The sequence below is a fragment of the Lactobacillus sp. HBUAS51381 genome (assembly GCF_012641095.1).
Classification (GTDB): domain Bacteria; phylum Bacillota; class Bacilli; order Lactobacillales; family Lactobacillaceae; genus Levilactobacillus.
Window position 1 is genome coordinate 12,845 of record NZ_JAAVSC010000002.1, and the last position, 14,118, is coordinate 26,962.

A 14,118-nucleotide genomic window follows, 5' to 3' on the forward strand; every position below is an offset into this window, starting at 1 on the left:
CCGGTTATTTATCCGTTGATTCTGCGGATTCGGAAGCTTCCAGCAAGCTGGTGTTATCGTCTTCCAACGTAAACTGCACGTTATTTTCAATCCACTTGCGCCGGGGCTCAACCTTATCGCCCATCAACGTGGTTACGCGCCGTTCGGCCAAAGCGGCGTCATCGATTTGAACCCGAATTAAGGTTCGTTTGTCTGGGTCCATGGTGGTGTCCCACAGTTGTTCGGCGTCCATTTCCCCCAGTCCCTTGAACCGCTGGAGATTATAGCCATGCTTGGCAATCTTCTTGGTCTTCTGCTCGAGTTCGTCATTGGTCCAGGCGTATTCGATCGTCGACTTCTTGCCGGTCGTCTTAATCCGGTACAGCGGTGGTAGGGCAATGTAAACCCTTCCGGCGTCAATCATGGGCCGCATGTACTTGTAGAAGAAGGTGAGCAGTAGAATCTGAATGTGTGCCCCATCGTCATCGGCATCGGTCATGATGATAATCTTATCGTAGTTGGCGTCCTCAATGTTAAATTCGGCCCCAACCCCGGCGCCGATGGTATAAATCATAGTGCTAATTTCTTCGTTTTTCATAATATCGGGCAGCTTGGCCTTCTCGGTGTTTAAGACCTTCCCCCGCAACGGCAGGATGGCCTGAAACTTCCGGTTACGCCCCTGTTTGGCGGAACCACCGGCGGAATCCCCTTCGACCAGGAACAGTTCGTTCTTCGCCGAATTCTTGGATTGCGCGGGGGTCAGCTTACCAGACAGCAGGCGTTCGTGCTTCTTGTGACGTTTGCCATTACGACTTTCGTCACGAGCCTTGCGCGCGGCTTCACGGGCTTGACGAGCCTGGGTCGACTTGCGAATCAACATCTTCCCGAAGTCCCCGTTTTCCATGAGGTAGTAGCCCAGCTGTTCACTGATAATACTATCCACGGTCGCCCGAGCTTCCGGCGTCCCGAGCTTTTCCTTGGTCTGGCCTTCGAATTGCAAGAGGTTTTCTGGAATCCGCAGGGAGATCACGGCTGACAGGCCTTCTCGCACGTCGGTTCCTTCCAGATTCTTATCGCGATCCTTGAGTAGGCCCACCTTGCGCGCATATTCGTTAAAGGCCTTGGTCCACCCACTGCGCATACCGACTTCGTGGGTTCCGCCGTCCTTGGTGCGGACGTTGTTGACAAAGGACAGTAGGTTTTCCGTATAGCCGTCGTTGTACTGGGCGGCTACTTCAACCTCGATACCATCCTTTTTGCCATCGAAATACATGACGTCACCGAGGGTATCCTTATCCTCATTGAGATAGCTCACGAACTCCTTAATACCGTCTTCAAAATGGTATTCTTCGGCCTTCTCCTGGCCTTCGCGTTCGTCGGTCAGCGTGATCTTGACGCCCTTCAGTAGGAAAGCAGATTCACGCAGACGTTCCGACAGCGTGCCAAAGTTATAGACCGTTGTGGTGAAAATCTGGCTATCTGGCTTGAAGGTGATGGTCGTCCCGTTGTGGGCCCGCGTCTTGCCCTTCTTTTCGAGGGTGCCTTGCGGGTGGCCCCCCTTGGCAAATTTTTCTTGATACCGCACCCCATCGCGAACAATGGTGACGGTCAGTGAGCTGGAGAGCGCGTTAACCACGGAAGCCCCCACACCGTGTAGACCACCGGAAGTCTTATAGCCGCCTTGGCCAAATTTACCCCCGGCGTGTAGCACCGTCAGAATGACTTCGGGCGTGGGTAACCCGGAGGCGTGCATACCCACTGGCATACCCCGGCCGTGATCCACGACCGTAATACTATTGTCCTGGTGGATAGTCACGTTGATTTCCTTACCGTATCCGGCTAACGCTTCATCAACGGCGTTATCGACAATTTCATAGACCAGATGGTGAAGCCCCCGGCCGTCAGTGGAGCCGATATACATCCCAGGACGTTTACGGACAGCTTCCAATCCCTCCAAGACTTGAATAGAGGAATCGTCGTATTTAGGTTGTGTTTTCGCCATGCGTAAGTCCCCTTTACTTTTACTAGTTTCGAATTAACTTTACGATACCCTTTAGTTTACCGCAATGCGAACATATGTTCAAATGAATCGTTTAAATCGCATGGGGCGGGTTTTCAGTAACCACATTATCATACCACAGGAAACTAAAAGTTGGCGACTTTCCTGATATAATTGGCGGAACGACTAAAACATGCTAAAATATAGAACAGCTTATTAGTGGTACCGGTCACCCTGGGGTGGTCGGTACCGGGAGAAAGAGCGGAGGAATGACGTGTGAAATTAATTGGGTTACTCATTGTGGCCTACCTCTTAGGAGCGATTCCCAATGGCGTATGGGTGGGAAAGACCTTCTTCCATACCGATATTCGGCAATCCGGTTCCGGGAACATCGGAACGACCAATACCTACCGAGTGCTGGGCCCCTATGCAGGGACCGTGGTGATGGTTCTCGACATCGCTAAGGGAACCGTGGCCACCTTACTACCAACCTGGGGACACGTGACCACGGTATTGGGAACGGCAACGCCCCTACTATTTGGCCTGTTTGCCGTCCTGGGACATACCGTATCGGTCTTTGACCACTTCAAGGGTGGCAAGGCGGTTGCCACATCGGCGGGGATGCTGCTGGCTTACAACCCGATTATGTTCGTGATTGCGGCTGGCTTGTGGGTCAGCCTCATCTACTGGACCAGCATGGTTAGTCTGGCTAGCATGATCGCCTTTTCACTGATTACGGTGATTTCACTGGGCTTTCACGACTGGTACTTGACCGGAATTGCGTTAATTCTCACGATTTTCGTCTTTTATCGGCACCGGACGAACATCAAACGGATCAAAAACGGGACGGAATCACTGGTGCCGTTCGGGCATGGTTATCGGAAACGTCACGCTAAATAAGAACACGAGAGGCTCTCAACGACTTTTGTCGCTGGGAGCCTTTTTATGGTGTCACTGTCTGTTTAAAAATAAGTGATTTCGTATGCCGCGTTGAACGCTTCCTTGCCCGCCAACGTTTGAATGGCGACCTTACTGGTCAGATCGCCCGTGGCTTGGACGTCGTCGGCGAGGCCCCACCAAGGTTCCAAACAGACGAAGGGCGCCTGCTTCGGATACGGTGACCAGATTCCCAGGTATGGTGCCGCCACCGTCAGCGCGATACCGTGGTCGTCCGCTGGCGTGCTCAGCATGACCGTCGTCTCATGGTTGTCGAGCGTTAGCACCTGCGCGTCGTGATCGAATAGGTCGTGGTGCAAGGTTAGCGGTTGCGTAAGGTCCAGCGGCACGCTGTGGGTCGTATCGCTGTATGGTCCCACCAGCGGCACGCGTTGATACGTCTTCTTGGGCGAAACGGTCACGTGGTAGTCGGAGAAGTCGGCAGCGGCCCCCCCGAACGGCACGTTAAAGCCGGGATGCGCCCCAAACGAAAAGACCATGGGGGTGGTTGCCGGATTGGTTACGGTCGCTTGGACCTTGAGCTGATGATCAACCAGTTCATAGGACAGCGTCAGAATGAAATCTTGCGGGTACAGGGCCTTGGTCTGGTCGTCTGCCGTAAGTTCAAGGCTCACCTGAGTGGTGGTCTGGTCAATCACGTTAAACGTGCGATCACGGGCAAAACCGTGTTGTGTCAGGTGGTACGTTTGCCCGCCGAGTCGATACTGGTTGTCCTGCAATCGACCGACGATGGGAAATAAGATGGGGGCGTGCCGGCCCCAGTAGGCCTTATCGGCTTGCCACATATACTCTAAGCCGCTTTCGTTATCCTTAACGCTGGTTAATTCGGCACCCAGCGGATTAATCTCTACGGTCAGGTAATCATTCTTCAACGTAATCATCACAAAAGTCCTCCCACTTCACTTTGGTTCGAGTTGCTCCTATCATACCGTATTCAACGCAAAAGAGCCAAGACAACCGTCCTGACTCCCTGATCCGTTTATAGGATATACCGTGACAAGTCCTTGTTTTGAACAATGTCGCCAATCTTATCGTTCACGTAGTTTTCGGTAATCGTGACGTCACCGGTCCCCATGTCAGGCCCTTCGTAAAGCAGGTCTTCCAGAAGCTTTTCCAGGACCGTCTGTAGCCGCCGTGCTCCGATGTTTTGGTTCTCATGGTTGAGCTCGAAGGCCAATTCGGCAATGCGTTCAATGGCTTCCATCGTGAAGGTCACCTTGACGTTGTCGGTCCCAATCAACGCAATGTATTGCTTGATCAGCGCGTTGTTAGGTTCCGTTAAAATCCGGACAAAGTCTTGCTTGCTGAGGTCGTTTAATTCAACCCGAATTGGGAAACGACCTTGTAATTCGGCAATGAGGTCACTTGGCTTGGATTCAGCAAAGGCCCCGGCCGCAATGAAGAGAATGTGGTCGGTATCGATGGTCCCATACTTGGTCTTAACCTGTGTTCCTTCAACGATTGGCAGGATATCCCGTTGGACCCCTTCGCGGGAAACGTCGCCACTATTTTGGCCACTGCCCTTGGCAATCTTATCGATTTCATCGAGGAAGATAATCCCCGTGTTTTCGGCCCGCTTGATGGCATCGTGATTGATATCGGCGTTGTTGACCAACTTTTCGGATTCTTCGCTGACCAAGATTTCACGGGCTTCGGCCACCGTAACGGTCCGCTTAATCCGCTTCTTTGGCATAATGGACCCTAAGGTATCGTTCAGATCAATGCCCATTTGACCCAGCATATTGTTGTCGGTCGCACTCGCTTGTTGGGGATCGTCCATTTCGAGTTCAACGGTGTGATTCTCCAACAGGCCTTGGTTGAGTTGCTCCGTCAAGGATAGCCGTTCGTTGCGGATTTCATCGGTGACTTCTTCTTGTTCGCTCGGTGCGGTTGGCATCTGACCATTTTGCATCTGGGAGAACATGTTCATCATGTTCGAGAAGTCGTTGTTGTTCTTGTTTTCCTTCTTCTTAGCGGGGGCTAGCAGCTTCACCAAGCGCTTGTTAGCGGCTTGGGTCGCGTCGGTCCGAACATTCTTAAATTGATCCTGCTTTTCCATGGCGACGGAAACTTCAACCAGATCACGAACCATGGATTCCACGTCACGGCCAACGTAGCCAACTTCGGTGAACTTGCTGGCTTCGACCTTGGTGAATGGCGCATGCACAATCTTGGCTAACCGCCGCGCAATTTCGGTCTTCCCAACCCCGGTTGGTCCGATCATGAGCATGTTCTTTGGTGAAATTTCTTCTTGCATGGCAGCATCCAGCTGCATGCGCCGGTAACGGTTCCGTAAGGCAATGGCGATGGCCTTCTTGGCTTCATCCTGGCCAATGACGTATTGGTCCAGTAAGCCGACAATCTCTTTAGGTGTTTTATTAATGGCGTCCACTGTGCAGTCCTCCAGTTTTAAAGTTCTTCAGAAATAACGTTTTCGTTGGTAAAGATATCGATCCCACCGGCAATGTGAATGGCGCTTTCGGCAATTTCCTTGGCACTCATGTCGGTTGCGTGGTGGTGTAAGGCCGTGGCGGCGGCTAAGGCAAAGTTACCGCCGGACCCGATGGCGAGGATGTCATCATCGGGGGCGATGACTTCGCCGGACCCGGAGACCAGGAGCATCTCGTCCTTGTCCATGACGATCAGTAAGGCCTCGAGCTTTTGTAAGGCTTGGTCGGACCGCCACTGCTTGGCCAGTTCGACGGCTGCCCGTTGTAGATTGCCGCTGTATTCGTTGAGTTGGCCTTCGAACTTTTCTTCGAGATTAAAGGCATCGGCGACACTACCGGCAAAGCCGACGACCACTTGGTTATTATAGATCCGCCGAATCTTATGGGCGGTTCCCTTCATGATGACCTTTTCGCCCATCGTGACTTGGCCATCACCGGCCATTGCGTTGTGACCGTTGTGCCGAACCGCACAGATGGTCGTTGCTTCAAATTTTACTGGCATAATTATAATCTCCTTATGATTGTTTCGTGTGCGTGTGACCTTCAGTCGCCCGCGGGAAGAATTGGCGATAGTCGCGTTGCAAGTGCTCTCGCGTCACATGTGTATAGATTTGCGTCGTCGACAGGCTGCTGTGACCCAACAGTTCCTGCACCGAACGCAGATCCGCCCCGTTGTTCAAAAGATGGGTGGCAAACGTGTGGCGCAGCATGTGGGGATGAATCTCACTGGTGAGACTGCTGCGTTTGATGATCTGATTCAGCAAATAGGTCACCCCCGCCGTGGTCAGCTGACCACCGTGCGCGTTGATAAAGACAAAGTCGTGCTGTTGCTGGTAGCGCGTCATCAATGGCGTCCGCGCGGCCGTGAAATAGGTCGTCAGGGCATCGCTAGCGTAGTGGCCAAACGGCACGTAACGCTCCTTATTGCCCTTCCCGTGAATCAACATGATCCGATTATCAAAATCAATATCGTGCAGTGTGAGGTTGACGCACTCGCTGACCCGAATACCCGTTCCATACAGCACCTCGAGTACCGCCGAATCTCGGGTCGCCAACTGTCGATTGGCATTGCCCGCGGCGGCCGTGAATAGCGCCGTCATTTCCCGTTCGTAGAAGAAACGTGGCAGGTGATTCTGGTGATGCTTGAGCTGAATGTAGGCGAACGGATCATCCGTGGCTAGACCGTTACTCATCAAGAAGCTGTAGAACGACCGCAGAGTTGACAGCTTCCGCGCGATACTGGTTCGCGCGTAGTGGCGGTCGTAGAGGTTGCTGAGATAGACCTCCACGTCCAGCTGATCAATCTGCGTCCAGGGCTTCTCTCCGCCGTTGTCGCGAAGAAACTGGCTGAATTCGCTCAGATCTTCCTGGTAGGCCTTCACGGTTTCGGGTGAGTATTGCCGCTCCCCCTGCAGATACGTCATAAATTGTTCGACTGCTGAAGCCACGGCTGTCACCTCCTGTACGTGTTAATGCTAGCAAACGCGGTCTAAAAACTCAACTAACTCATCAAAAAATGGGCGCCCGGATAGTCCCCCTGCTGATGGAGTGCCGATTGTGACTATAATTGGTTGATAATCCGTTTACGATTATAATAAACAGAATTAATTCGGAGGCTTGGAGTCGAAGACAAAAATCAGATGACTGTCAGCTATATTCGAACGAAATCAGCCAATTGATTTAATGACTGTGTTGACAAATATGATAAACATACGTATGATGATAATCACTGGAGGGATACACGATGGCTCTAACCGATTTAACTTTAACCGAACTTGAACAGGGCTGGCATCAGACCGAGACCGCTTTCGTTTGTAATTACTGTGAGGCGACCTTTGAGACGACTCAGGTCTTTCCCGTTGCCGGTAAATTCTACCCTGCTGCGGAAATGATTCGACAGCATCTTACCACTGCCCACCCCAACGCCGTGGCCGATTTAATTCACACCTCAAGCAAATACAATCCGTTAACGGCGAAACAACAAGCCTTACTCGTTGCCTTTGCCAGCGGAAATAAGGACGCCGAGATTGCACGAGAAATGGGCGTTGCCGCCGCAACGATTCGGCACCAAAAGTTTACTTTTCGGGAAAAGGCAAAACGGGCGAAACTTTACCTGGCCATTTACGATCGGGTCTTTGATCAACCCGCCGCCGAGGATGCCCTGATTACCTTACCGGAGCAAGGTGGAGCGGAAGATGATCGATTTGCCTTGACCACCTCGGAGTACCAACAGATGCTGGCGAAATACTTTACGTCCATGAGTCCACTACGGTTACAACGTTGGCCCAAGAAGCAAAAGCCAATCTTGGCTGTTCTCAGAGCCGTTGCCGCCACTATCCCCAGTGATCAGCGTTTCACGGAATCGGCATTGACGGCCCGTCTAAAGCCTATTTACGCAGACTATCCGTTGTTGCGGCGCTATCTCGTGGATTATGGTTTTCTCAAGCGAACGACCAGTGGGCGTGCCTACTGGCGCAATTCCGATTATAAGATCTAACGCAGAAATGACTGCATGAACAAGCTAAAGGAGCTATTATGACCGACTTAAATACTGACTTCACCCCAATTGACCAACAGAACTGGTCTCGTCGCGACTATTTTTACTATTTCACCAAGATGATGCCGACCGGCTTTACCCTAAACGTGGACATAGACGTCACGACGACTAAGACTTGGCTGGCGGCGCGGCAGTTAAAATTTAACGCCGCTTACCTGTACCTCATCTCTAAGGTCATCACTCAGATCCCGGAATTCAGGATTGCGCGAACCCAGGATCAGCAATTGGTCCGATACGCCGTGCTTCACCCCGCCTACTCGGTAATGCACGCGGACGATCATAGTATTTCCAGTCTTTGGACGGCCTACGATCCGGACTTTCGGCAATTCTATCGCAATTATCTGACGGATCAGGAAACGTATGGGGCCCAACATTCGCCGATGCCCAAAGCCCCGCAAAGTGAAAACACCTATATGATTGGCAGTATCCCGTGGACCCATTTTACCAGCTACACCCCGCTACCCTTCACGCCGCTAAACACGTTTTTCCCCGTGATCCAAGCGGGTCGGTACACGTTGGTCGACCAACGGTGGCAAATGCCGCTGTCGGTAACAATTCATCATGCGGTCGCGGATGGTTACCACGTGAGTCAATTCTTAAACCAGGTACAAGCGGCGTTCAATCACCCAGAGACTTGGCTGATGACTGCATCGGGTGATGACTAATTTAATGGTGATAAGCCTTACCAGCTGGGGACTGGAGCGTGTTCGTGAACTTTCAACCTTTAGTAAAACCAGCCTTAAATTTGATGAAGAGGTCTGAGACAAGCATTTCAGGCCTCTTTTCATTTGCGCAAAAAGAGCCTGGGATACAGTTATCCCAGGCTCCGTCTTAAATCGCTTAAACTGTTGGTTACTTCTGTGGTGCTTCTTCATAATCGCCGTTTGGACAAACGATCTGAACACCGCCACGAATCTTCTTGGCAACCAGATAGTGACCATCCTTAGGACAATCACGACCGACTGGTTTATCCCATGACACGAAGTCACAGTCCGGATAGCGAGAACATCCGTAGAAGATCCGGTTCTTCTTAGACTTCCGTTCGATGACCTGACCCTTATGGCAAACGGGACAGGTGACGCCGATTTCCTTGACGATTGGCTTCGTATTTCGGCAATCTGGGAAACGTGAACAAGCGTAGAACTTCCCGTAACGGCCCATCTTGATGACCATAGGTGCCCCACAAATGTCACAATCGAAGCCAGCAGGTTCGTCACGAATCTGAATCTTCTCAATGGCATCTTCGGCATGTTCGACTTCGGTTGAAAACGGCTTGTAGAAGTCATCAATGACCTTGACCCAGTCTTGCTTACCTTCTTCAACCCCATCGAGCTCACCTTCGAGGTCGGCCGTAAAGCCAACGTCCACGATGTCGGGGAAGTAGTCCTTGATAATCTTATCCACGATTTCACCCAGTTCGGTGGGTTCAAACCGTCGTCCTACCAATTTAACGTAGTAACGGCGTTGAATCGTATCCAACGTTGGGGCATAGGTAGATGGTCGACCAACACCGTTTTCTTCCAGTGCCTTAATCAAATTGGCTTCGGAATACCGTGCTGGCGGCTGCGTAAAGTGTTGGGCCGGATCGGTCTTGGCCAGTTTCACTTGGTCACCGATCTCAAGGTCGGGTAGGAGGTTATCCTTTTCCTTACCGTCCTTGTAAATCTTCAAGAACCCTTCAAACTTCATCTTTGACCCGTTGGCCCGGAACGTTACGCCATTTTGTTCCAACGTCACGGCCATGGTGTCCATCACGGCATTGGTCATTTGACTCGCAACAAACCGATTCCAGATAAGCTGGTATAACCGGAATTGATCCTTGTTCAGTCGTTCCTTTAAGCTGGCTGGCGTCCGGAATACGGAGGTCGGCCGGATGGCTTCATGGGCATCCTGTGCGCCTTCGGGTAATTTCCCCTTGATGGGCTTGGTGGCGGCGTATTCGGCACCGTACTTTTCATGAATAAACGTGGATGCTTCATGCTTTGCAATCGTCGAAATCCGCGTGGAATCGGTCCGCATATAGGTGATGAGCCCCTGCGTGCCTTCCTTGCCCAGGTTAATCCCTTCGTACAACTGCTGGGCGGCCATCATGGTCTTACGCGTCCGGAAGTTCAACTTCCGGTTGGCGTCCTGTTGCATGGAACTCGTAGTAAATGGAGGTTGCGGCGAGCGTTTCCGTTCCTTACGTACCACGTTGGTGATGTCAAAGTCGCCCTTTTTATCGAGCTTGGCCAAGACATCTTGGACCGCGGCGTTGTCCTTCAGACCCGCCTTCTTCCCGTTAAGCCCGTAGAAACTGGCGCCAAACGTGTGCCGTGATTTTTTGAAATCAGCGTCGATTGTCCAGTACTCTTCCGGTTGGAACGCCTTAATTTCTTTTTCGCGTTCCAGAATCAGTGATAGGGCAATGGACTGTACCCGACCGGCACTTAGCCCCTTCTTAACCTTCTTCCACAGTAACGGCGAGATGGAATACCCCACCAGTCGATCCAAAATCCGCCGCGCCTGTTGCGCATTAACCAGATTCATGTCGATAGAACGCGGGGTCTTAAAGGCCTCTTTAACGGCATCCTTGGTAATTTCATTAAAGGTCACCCGGTTCTTGTCGTTCACATCCAGATTCAAGATGTGGGCCAAGTGCCAAGCAATGGATTCCCCTTCACGGTCAGGGTCAGATGCGAGGTAGACGGCCTTGGCCTTTTTAGCCTCGGATCGCAGTCCCTTGATGACATCACCCTTACCACGAATGGAAATATAATGTGGGTCATAGTTGTTATCGAAGTCGATTCCCATCGAACTCTTAGGTAAATCTCTGACGTGGCCGAGACTAGGCACAACCTTATAGGTGCGGCCTAAATATTTTTCAATGGTCTTAGCTTTAGCCGGTGATTCCACGATAACTAATTTCTTTTGCGGTTTCCGCCGCTTTTTCGTACTAGCTTTCGCTTTTGTCTTAGTCGGCAAATGACATTACTCCCTCGGTGGGTAGGCAACCAAGTCCCGCTGTGTGCGAGCCCGGGTGCCTACGTACTTGTTTTTACGACGAACGCGTTGTTCGCTAAATTTTTCACTATAATCCCACTCATCGTATTTCAAGTTAGGGTAACTTGTCAACTAAAAGTTCTTCCATTATATGTTCAGAATTCAAGATTGGTTTCGCACCGGCCAGAATTAATTCGTTGGTTCCCACGGAATTTTGGCCGTCAATCGTACCCGGAACGGCCAAAACATTTTGATTTTCCTGTAAGGCAATATTGGCCGTAATCAGGCTCCCCGAGCGGTGTGCGGCCTCCACGACCAAGACACTCTGGGACAATCCGGCGATGATGCGATTTCGTTCTGGAAAATGGTGACGAGCGCCGGGGGTGCCCCACGGATATTCCGATAAGATTAATTGTTGATGGGCCAAAATTTTCATCAACTCCCGATTGGCCGCCGGATAACAGCTATCTAATCCGGTTCCAATGACGGCAATCGTTGTGCCCCGATGTGCGAGCGCGACTTGATGGGCCAACGTATCCACCCCTTGAGCCAATCCCGACACTAAGCAAACGCGCTGCTCAACCACATCTGGTAGTAGCTGGCGCATGGCGCGTAAGGCATAATCCGTGGGATGTCGAGACCCGACAACGGCGAGCTGGGGTCCCCGCAATCGCCTTAAATCGCCCAGAAAGTACAAGGCCAGTGGCGGCGCGTAGGTCTCGCGCAATTGCTCGGGATAAGCGGCATCGGCAATTGTGAGACACCCGCTGTGCGTTAGGTTCTCCGTGACGGTATCGTTGGTCTCTCGGCTAAATAGGTCGAGCTGTAACGCCGCCGTCAACGTTGCGTTCAACCCTAACGCCTCCGCCAGTTGGGTGACCACGGTCGAATCCACGAGTTGAATTTCGGGATGAATCAGGAGCCAGCGCCAACAGGCATTGGCTGTGCGTTGACCGATGCCGCGTACCAAGTTTAGCCGCATGAAAAAATCACGAAGTGTCAGTTGCATCACAACAACCTCCTAGTCTCTTTAGGACTAACTCCGTGATTGGGCGTCAATTATTTTTTGAACCGGCGAAAAAGTTTTGCGATGAATAGGCGTGACGCCCCGATCGGCCAGTCCAGCTAGATGTTCGGCCGTGCCATAACCTGCGTTATGCCTAAAGCCATAGCCGGGGTAGAGCCGATCGTAGGTGTCCATCAGGTGGTCCCGGTAGACCTTGGCGACGATGCTGGCGGCGGCGACACTGGCACTCTTCGCGTCACCCTTAATTAACCGCGTTTGCGGCAGATCAACCGGAATCTGCATGGCGTCTACGATGAGATGTTGCGGGGCCACGCCTAGGCCCAGGACGGCCCGCTGCATGGCTACCCGCGTTGCTTGGTAAATGTTGATCTGATCAATTAAATCACTACTGCCAATCCCCACGCTAACGACCGTCGCCTGGGCCAAAATCAGTGGGTACAGTCGCTCACGCTCCTTGGGCGTCAACTGTTTGGAATCGTTGACCAACGGAATGTCGAAGTCTTCGGGCAAAATGACTGCACTGGTCACCACCGGACCGGCGAGTGGACCGCGACCGACCTCATCGATTCCGGCGACCAGCTTCCCGGCGGCCCAGAGTTCACGTTCGTAGTGGAGTCGCTCCTGAAAAGCACGTTCAGCGGCCGCCTGCTTGTCCAGGCGCCGTTTAATCTGGCTAAGGAGCTGTTGGGCCCCCTTGCGTGAATCGGCCGCCAGCGTGACGAGACGCGGGTCAGTGGGGTCGGCCAGATCGGCCAAATCTCGTTTGAGGCTGGCAAGGCTAGGTTGTTTACTGCTCACTGGAATCACCAGCTAATGGTGCCCGATCGAGTGTGAATCCGCCTAATTTCTTACGCCGAGCATCTAAGATTAGTCGTTCACTTGCCCGTTCATAGTCGTCGCGCATACCGACTTTTGCCGTAATCTTGAGTAACAGGTCCACATCACTCAGATCAAGGTCGGCATCGTTCAGGTGGTACCGTTCCAGCAGTGCCGCTGCGTGGTATTTACGGAAGAAGCTAAGCGCGTACAGGGCAACGTCGTCCTTAGCGTACAGCTTGTCTTTAATCGCGCCAGTTAAGGCTAATTTCTGTGCGGTTTCCTGATCCTTGAACTTTGGCCAGAGAATGCCCGGGGTATCTAGCAACTCCAAACGATTGCTGGAACGTAGCCATTGCTGCCCCTTGGTGACCCCCGGGGTATCCCCAACCTGTGCGGCCTTACGGTTGACCAAATGATTCAACAGCGTGGATTTCCCCACGTTCGGAACCCCAACCGTCATCGCACGCATCGGGCGTTCTTTCAAGCCCTTGGCCTGTTCGGCGGCCAACTTATCCGCTAGAATGTCCAAGGCAATCTTCGTGATCTGCTTGGGCGTCACGTTGGCCCGCGAGTCAATGGCGATAGCGGCCTGCTGATGGGCGCGGTAATAATTGAGCCAAGCCGCGGTTTGTTGCGGATCAGCGAGATCCTTCTTGGTTAAAATAATTAAATGGGGCTTGTGTTGCGCGATTCGGGCGACCTCGGGATTCCGTGAGGCGGCGGGAATCCGCGCGTCCACGAGTTCAAAGACGATATCGACCAGGTGGATGTTTTCCTCCATCTGCCGAATGGCCTTCGCCATATGCCCCGGGAACCAGTTAATGTTGCTCATAGTGTTCTCTCCTTTGTGATATCAACGTTTATAGCGTTTTTTAAATTTTTAAATGACTAGAATGTACCCTTGATTTGTCATGTGCCCGAGGCAGTTGGAAACCTAGAGGATCACCACTTCAAGCGACGATGATTTTCTAAGTCAATCATCGTTTTAGAAACTGACAAACCAGACCAATACCGCCCTTTATTCTACCATTTTATGCCCAACTATAGCGCGAAATTATCGGACATAACGGGATGGACACTAAAAATCCACCAGCGACAGGCCAGTGGATTTTTGTCGCAGTCAGATTAAGCCAATGCGGCCAAATACATCTGCCAAGCATCATCAAAGATGGTCATGGATGGTAAATACGCCGCGTTTTCTTCAAGATACTTGGACAATGGATCAAATTCCGTTTCCTGCTTGGGGAAAGAACTATCCAAAAAAGCGTTGTTTGCAAAACTGGCTACGGGATCGTAACTTTCAGGATTCCGTTGGGTCATGAGAAACTGGTAAAACGTCTTAGGCATG

At 51.9% G+C, this 14,118-nt stretch carries 13 protein-coding genes; 3 read left to right on the top strand and 10 right to left on the bottom strand.

The annotated features are described in order from the left end of the window. Positions 1–4 precede the first annotated feature (4 nt). Positions 5–1,981 carry a DNA topoisomerase IV subunit B gene (gene parE, locus HEQ50_RS00795; RefSeq protein ID WP_168898567.1) on the bottom strand — a complete coding sequence of 659 codons (1,977 nt, stop codon included), beginning with the start codon at positions 1,979–1,981 and terminating at the stop codon, positions 5–7. Between the two features lie 273 nt (positions 1,982–2,254). Between parE and plsY the strand changes: the two genes are divergently transcribed. Next, positions 2,255–2,878 (top strand): glycerol-3-phosphate 1-O-acyltransferase PlsY, encoded by a 624-nt coding sequence (gene plsY, locus HEQ50_RS00800; protein WP_168898568.1) that lies wholly within the window; start codon positions 2,255–2,257, stop codon positions 2,876–2,878. Between the two features lie 62 nt (positions 2,879–2,940). On the opposite strand, the gene HEQ50_RS00805 is transcribed toward plsY, so the two are convergent. The 4 genes from HEQ50_RS00805 to xerC form a co-directional block, all read right to left on the bottom strand. Beyond that, positions 2,941–3,816, bottom strand: coding sequence for an aldose 1-epimerase family protein (locus HEQ50_RS00805; RefSeq protein WP_168898569.1), 876 nt, complete (start codon positions 3,814–3,816; stop codon positions 2,941–2,943). A 98-nt stretch (positions 3,817–3,914) separates the two neighbouring features. Beyond that, positions 3,915–5,327 (bottom strand): ATP-dependent protease ATPase subunit HslU, encoded by a 1,413-nt coding sequence (gene hslU / locus HEQ50_RS00810; protein WP_168898570.1) that lies wholly within the window; start codon positions 5,325–5,327, stop codon positions 3,915–3,917. Positions 5,328–5,344: 17 nt separating this feature from the next. Continuing rightward, a complete protein-coding gene (gene hslV, locus HEQ50_RS00815) occupies positions 5,345–5,887 on the bottom strand; it encodes an HslVU peptidase proteolytic subunit (protein WP_057732546.1) in 543 nt (180 codons plus the stop codon). Positions 5,888–5,900: 13 nt separating this feature from the next. Next, on the bottom strand, positions 5,901–6,809 hold the full coding sequence (gene xerC / locus HEQ50_RS00820) for a tyrosine recombinase XerC (protein ID WP_211089147.1): 909 nt from the start codon (positions 6,807–6,809) through the stop codon (positions 5,901–5,903). Positions 6,810–7,129: 320 nt separating this feature from the next. On the opposite strand from xerC, the gene HEQ50_RS00825 reads away from it, so the two are divergent. Together HEQ50_RS00825 and HEQ50_RS00830 are read left to right on the top strand one after the other, a co-directional pair. Continuing rightward, positions 7,130–7,882 carry a DUF2087 domain-containing protein gene (locus HEQ50_RS00825; RefSeq protein ID WP_168898572.1) on the top strand — a complete coding sequence of 251 codons (753 nt, stop codon included), beginning with the start codon at positions 7,130–7,132 and terminating at the stop codon, positions 7,880–7,882. 38 nt (positions 7,883–7,920) lie between these two features. Next, positions 7,921–8,607 (top strand): chloramphenicol acetyltransferase, encoded by a 687-nt coding sequence (locus tag HEQ50_RS00830; RefSeq protein ID WP_168898573.1) that lies wholly within the window; start codon positions 7,921–7,923, stop codon positions 8,605–8,607. Between the two features lie 187 nt (positions 8,608–8,794). On the opposite strand, the gene topA is transcribed toward HEQ50_RS00830, so the two are convergent. From topA to HEQ50_RS00855, 5 genes are all read right to left on the bottom strand, one after another. Further along, complete coding sequence (gene topA / locus HEQ50_RS00835; RefSeq protein ID WP_168898574.1) at positions 8,795–10,906, bottom strand: type I DNA topoisomerase; 2,112 nt, start codon at positions 10,904–10,906, stop codon at positions 8,795–8,797. 133 nt (positions 10,907–11,039) lie between these two features. After that, positions 11,040–11,933 carry a DNA-processing protein DprA gene (gene dprA, locus HEQ50_RS00840; RefSeq protein ID WP_168898575.1) on the bottom strand — a complete coding sequence of 298 codons (894 nt, stop codon included), beginning with the start codon at positions 11,931–11,933 and terminating at the stop codon, positions 11,040–11,042. A 27-nt stretch (positions 11,934–11,960) separates the two neighbouring features. Then, the gene (locus tag HEQ50_RS00845; RefSeq protein WP_168898576.1) at positions 11,961–12,749 is read right to left on the bottom strand and encodes a ribonuclease HII; all 789 of its coding nucleotides are present in this window, start codon (positions 12,747–12,749) and stop codon (positions 11,961–11,963) included. Then, the gene (gene ylqF, locus HEQ50_RS00850) at positions 12,739–13,602 is read right to left on the bottom strand and encodes a ribosome biogenesis GTPase YlqF (RefSeq protein ID WP_168898577.1); all 864 of its coding nucleotides are present in this window, start codon (positions 13,600–13,602) and stop codon (positions 12,739–12,741) included. The genes HEQ50_RS00845 and ylqF overlap by 11 nt, the downstream gene beginning before the upstream one ends. A gap of 293 nt (positions 13,603–13,895) precedes the next feature. Then, entirely contained in the window at positions 13,896–14,117 is a 222-nt protein-coding gene (locus HEQ50_RS00855) for a YozE family protein (protein ID WP_168898578.1), read from the bottom strand. Position 14,118: the final 1 nt, after the last annotated feature.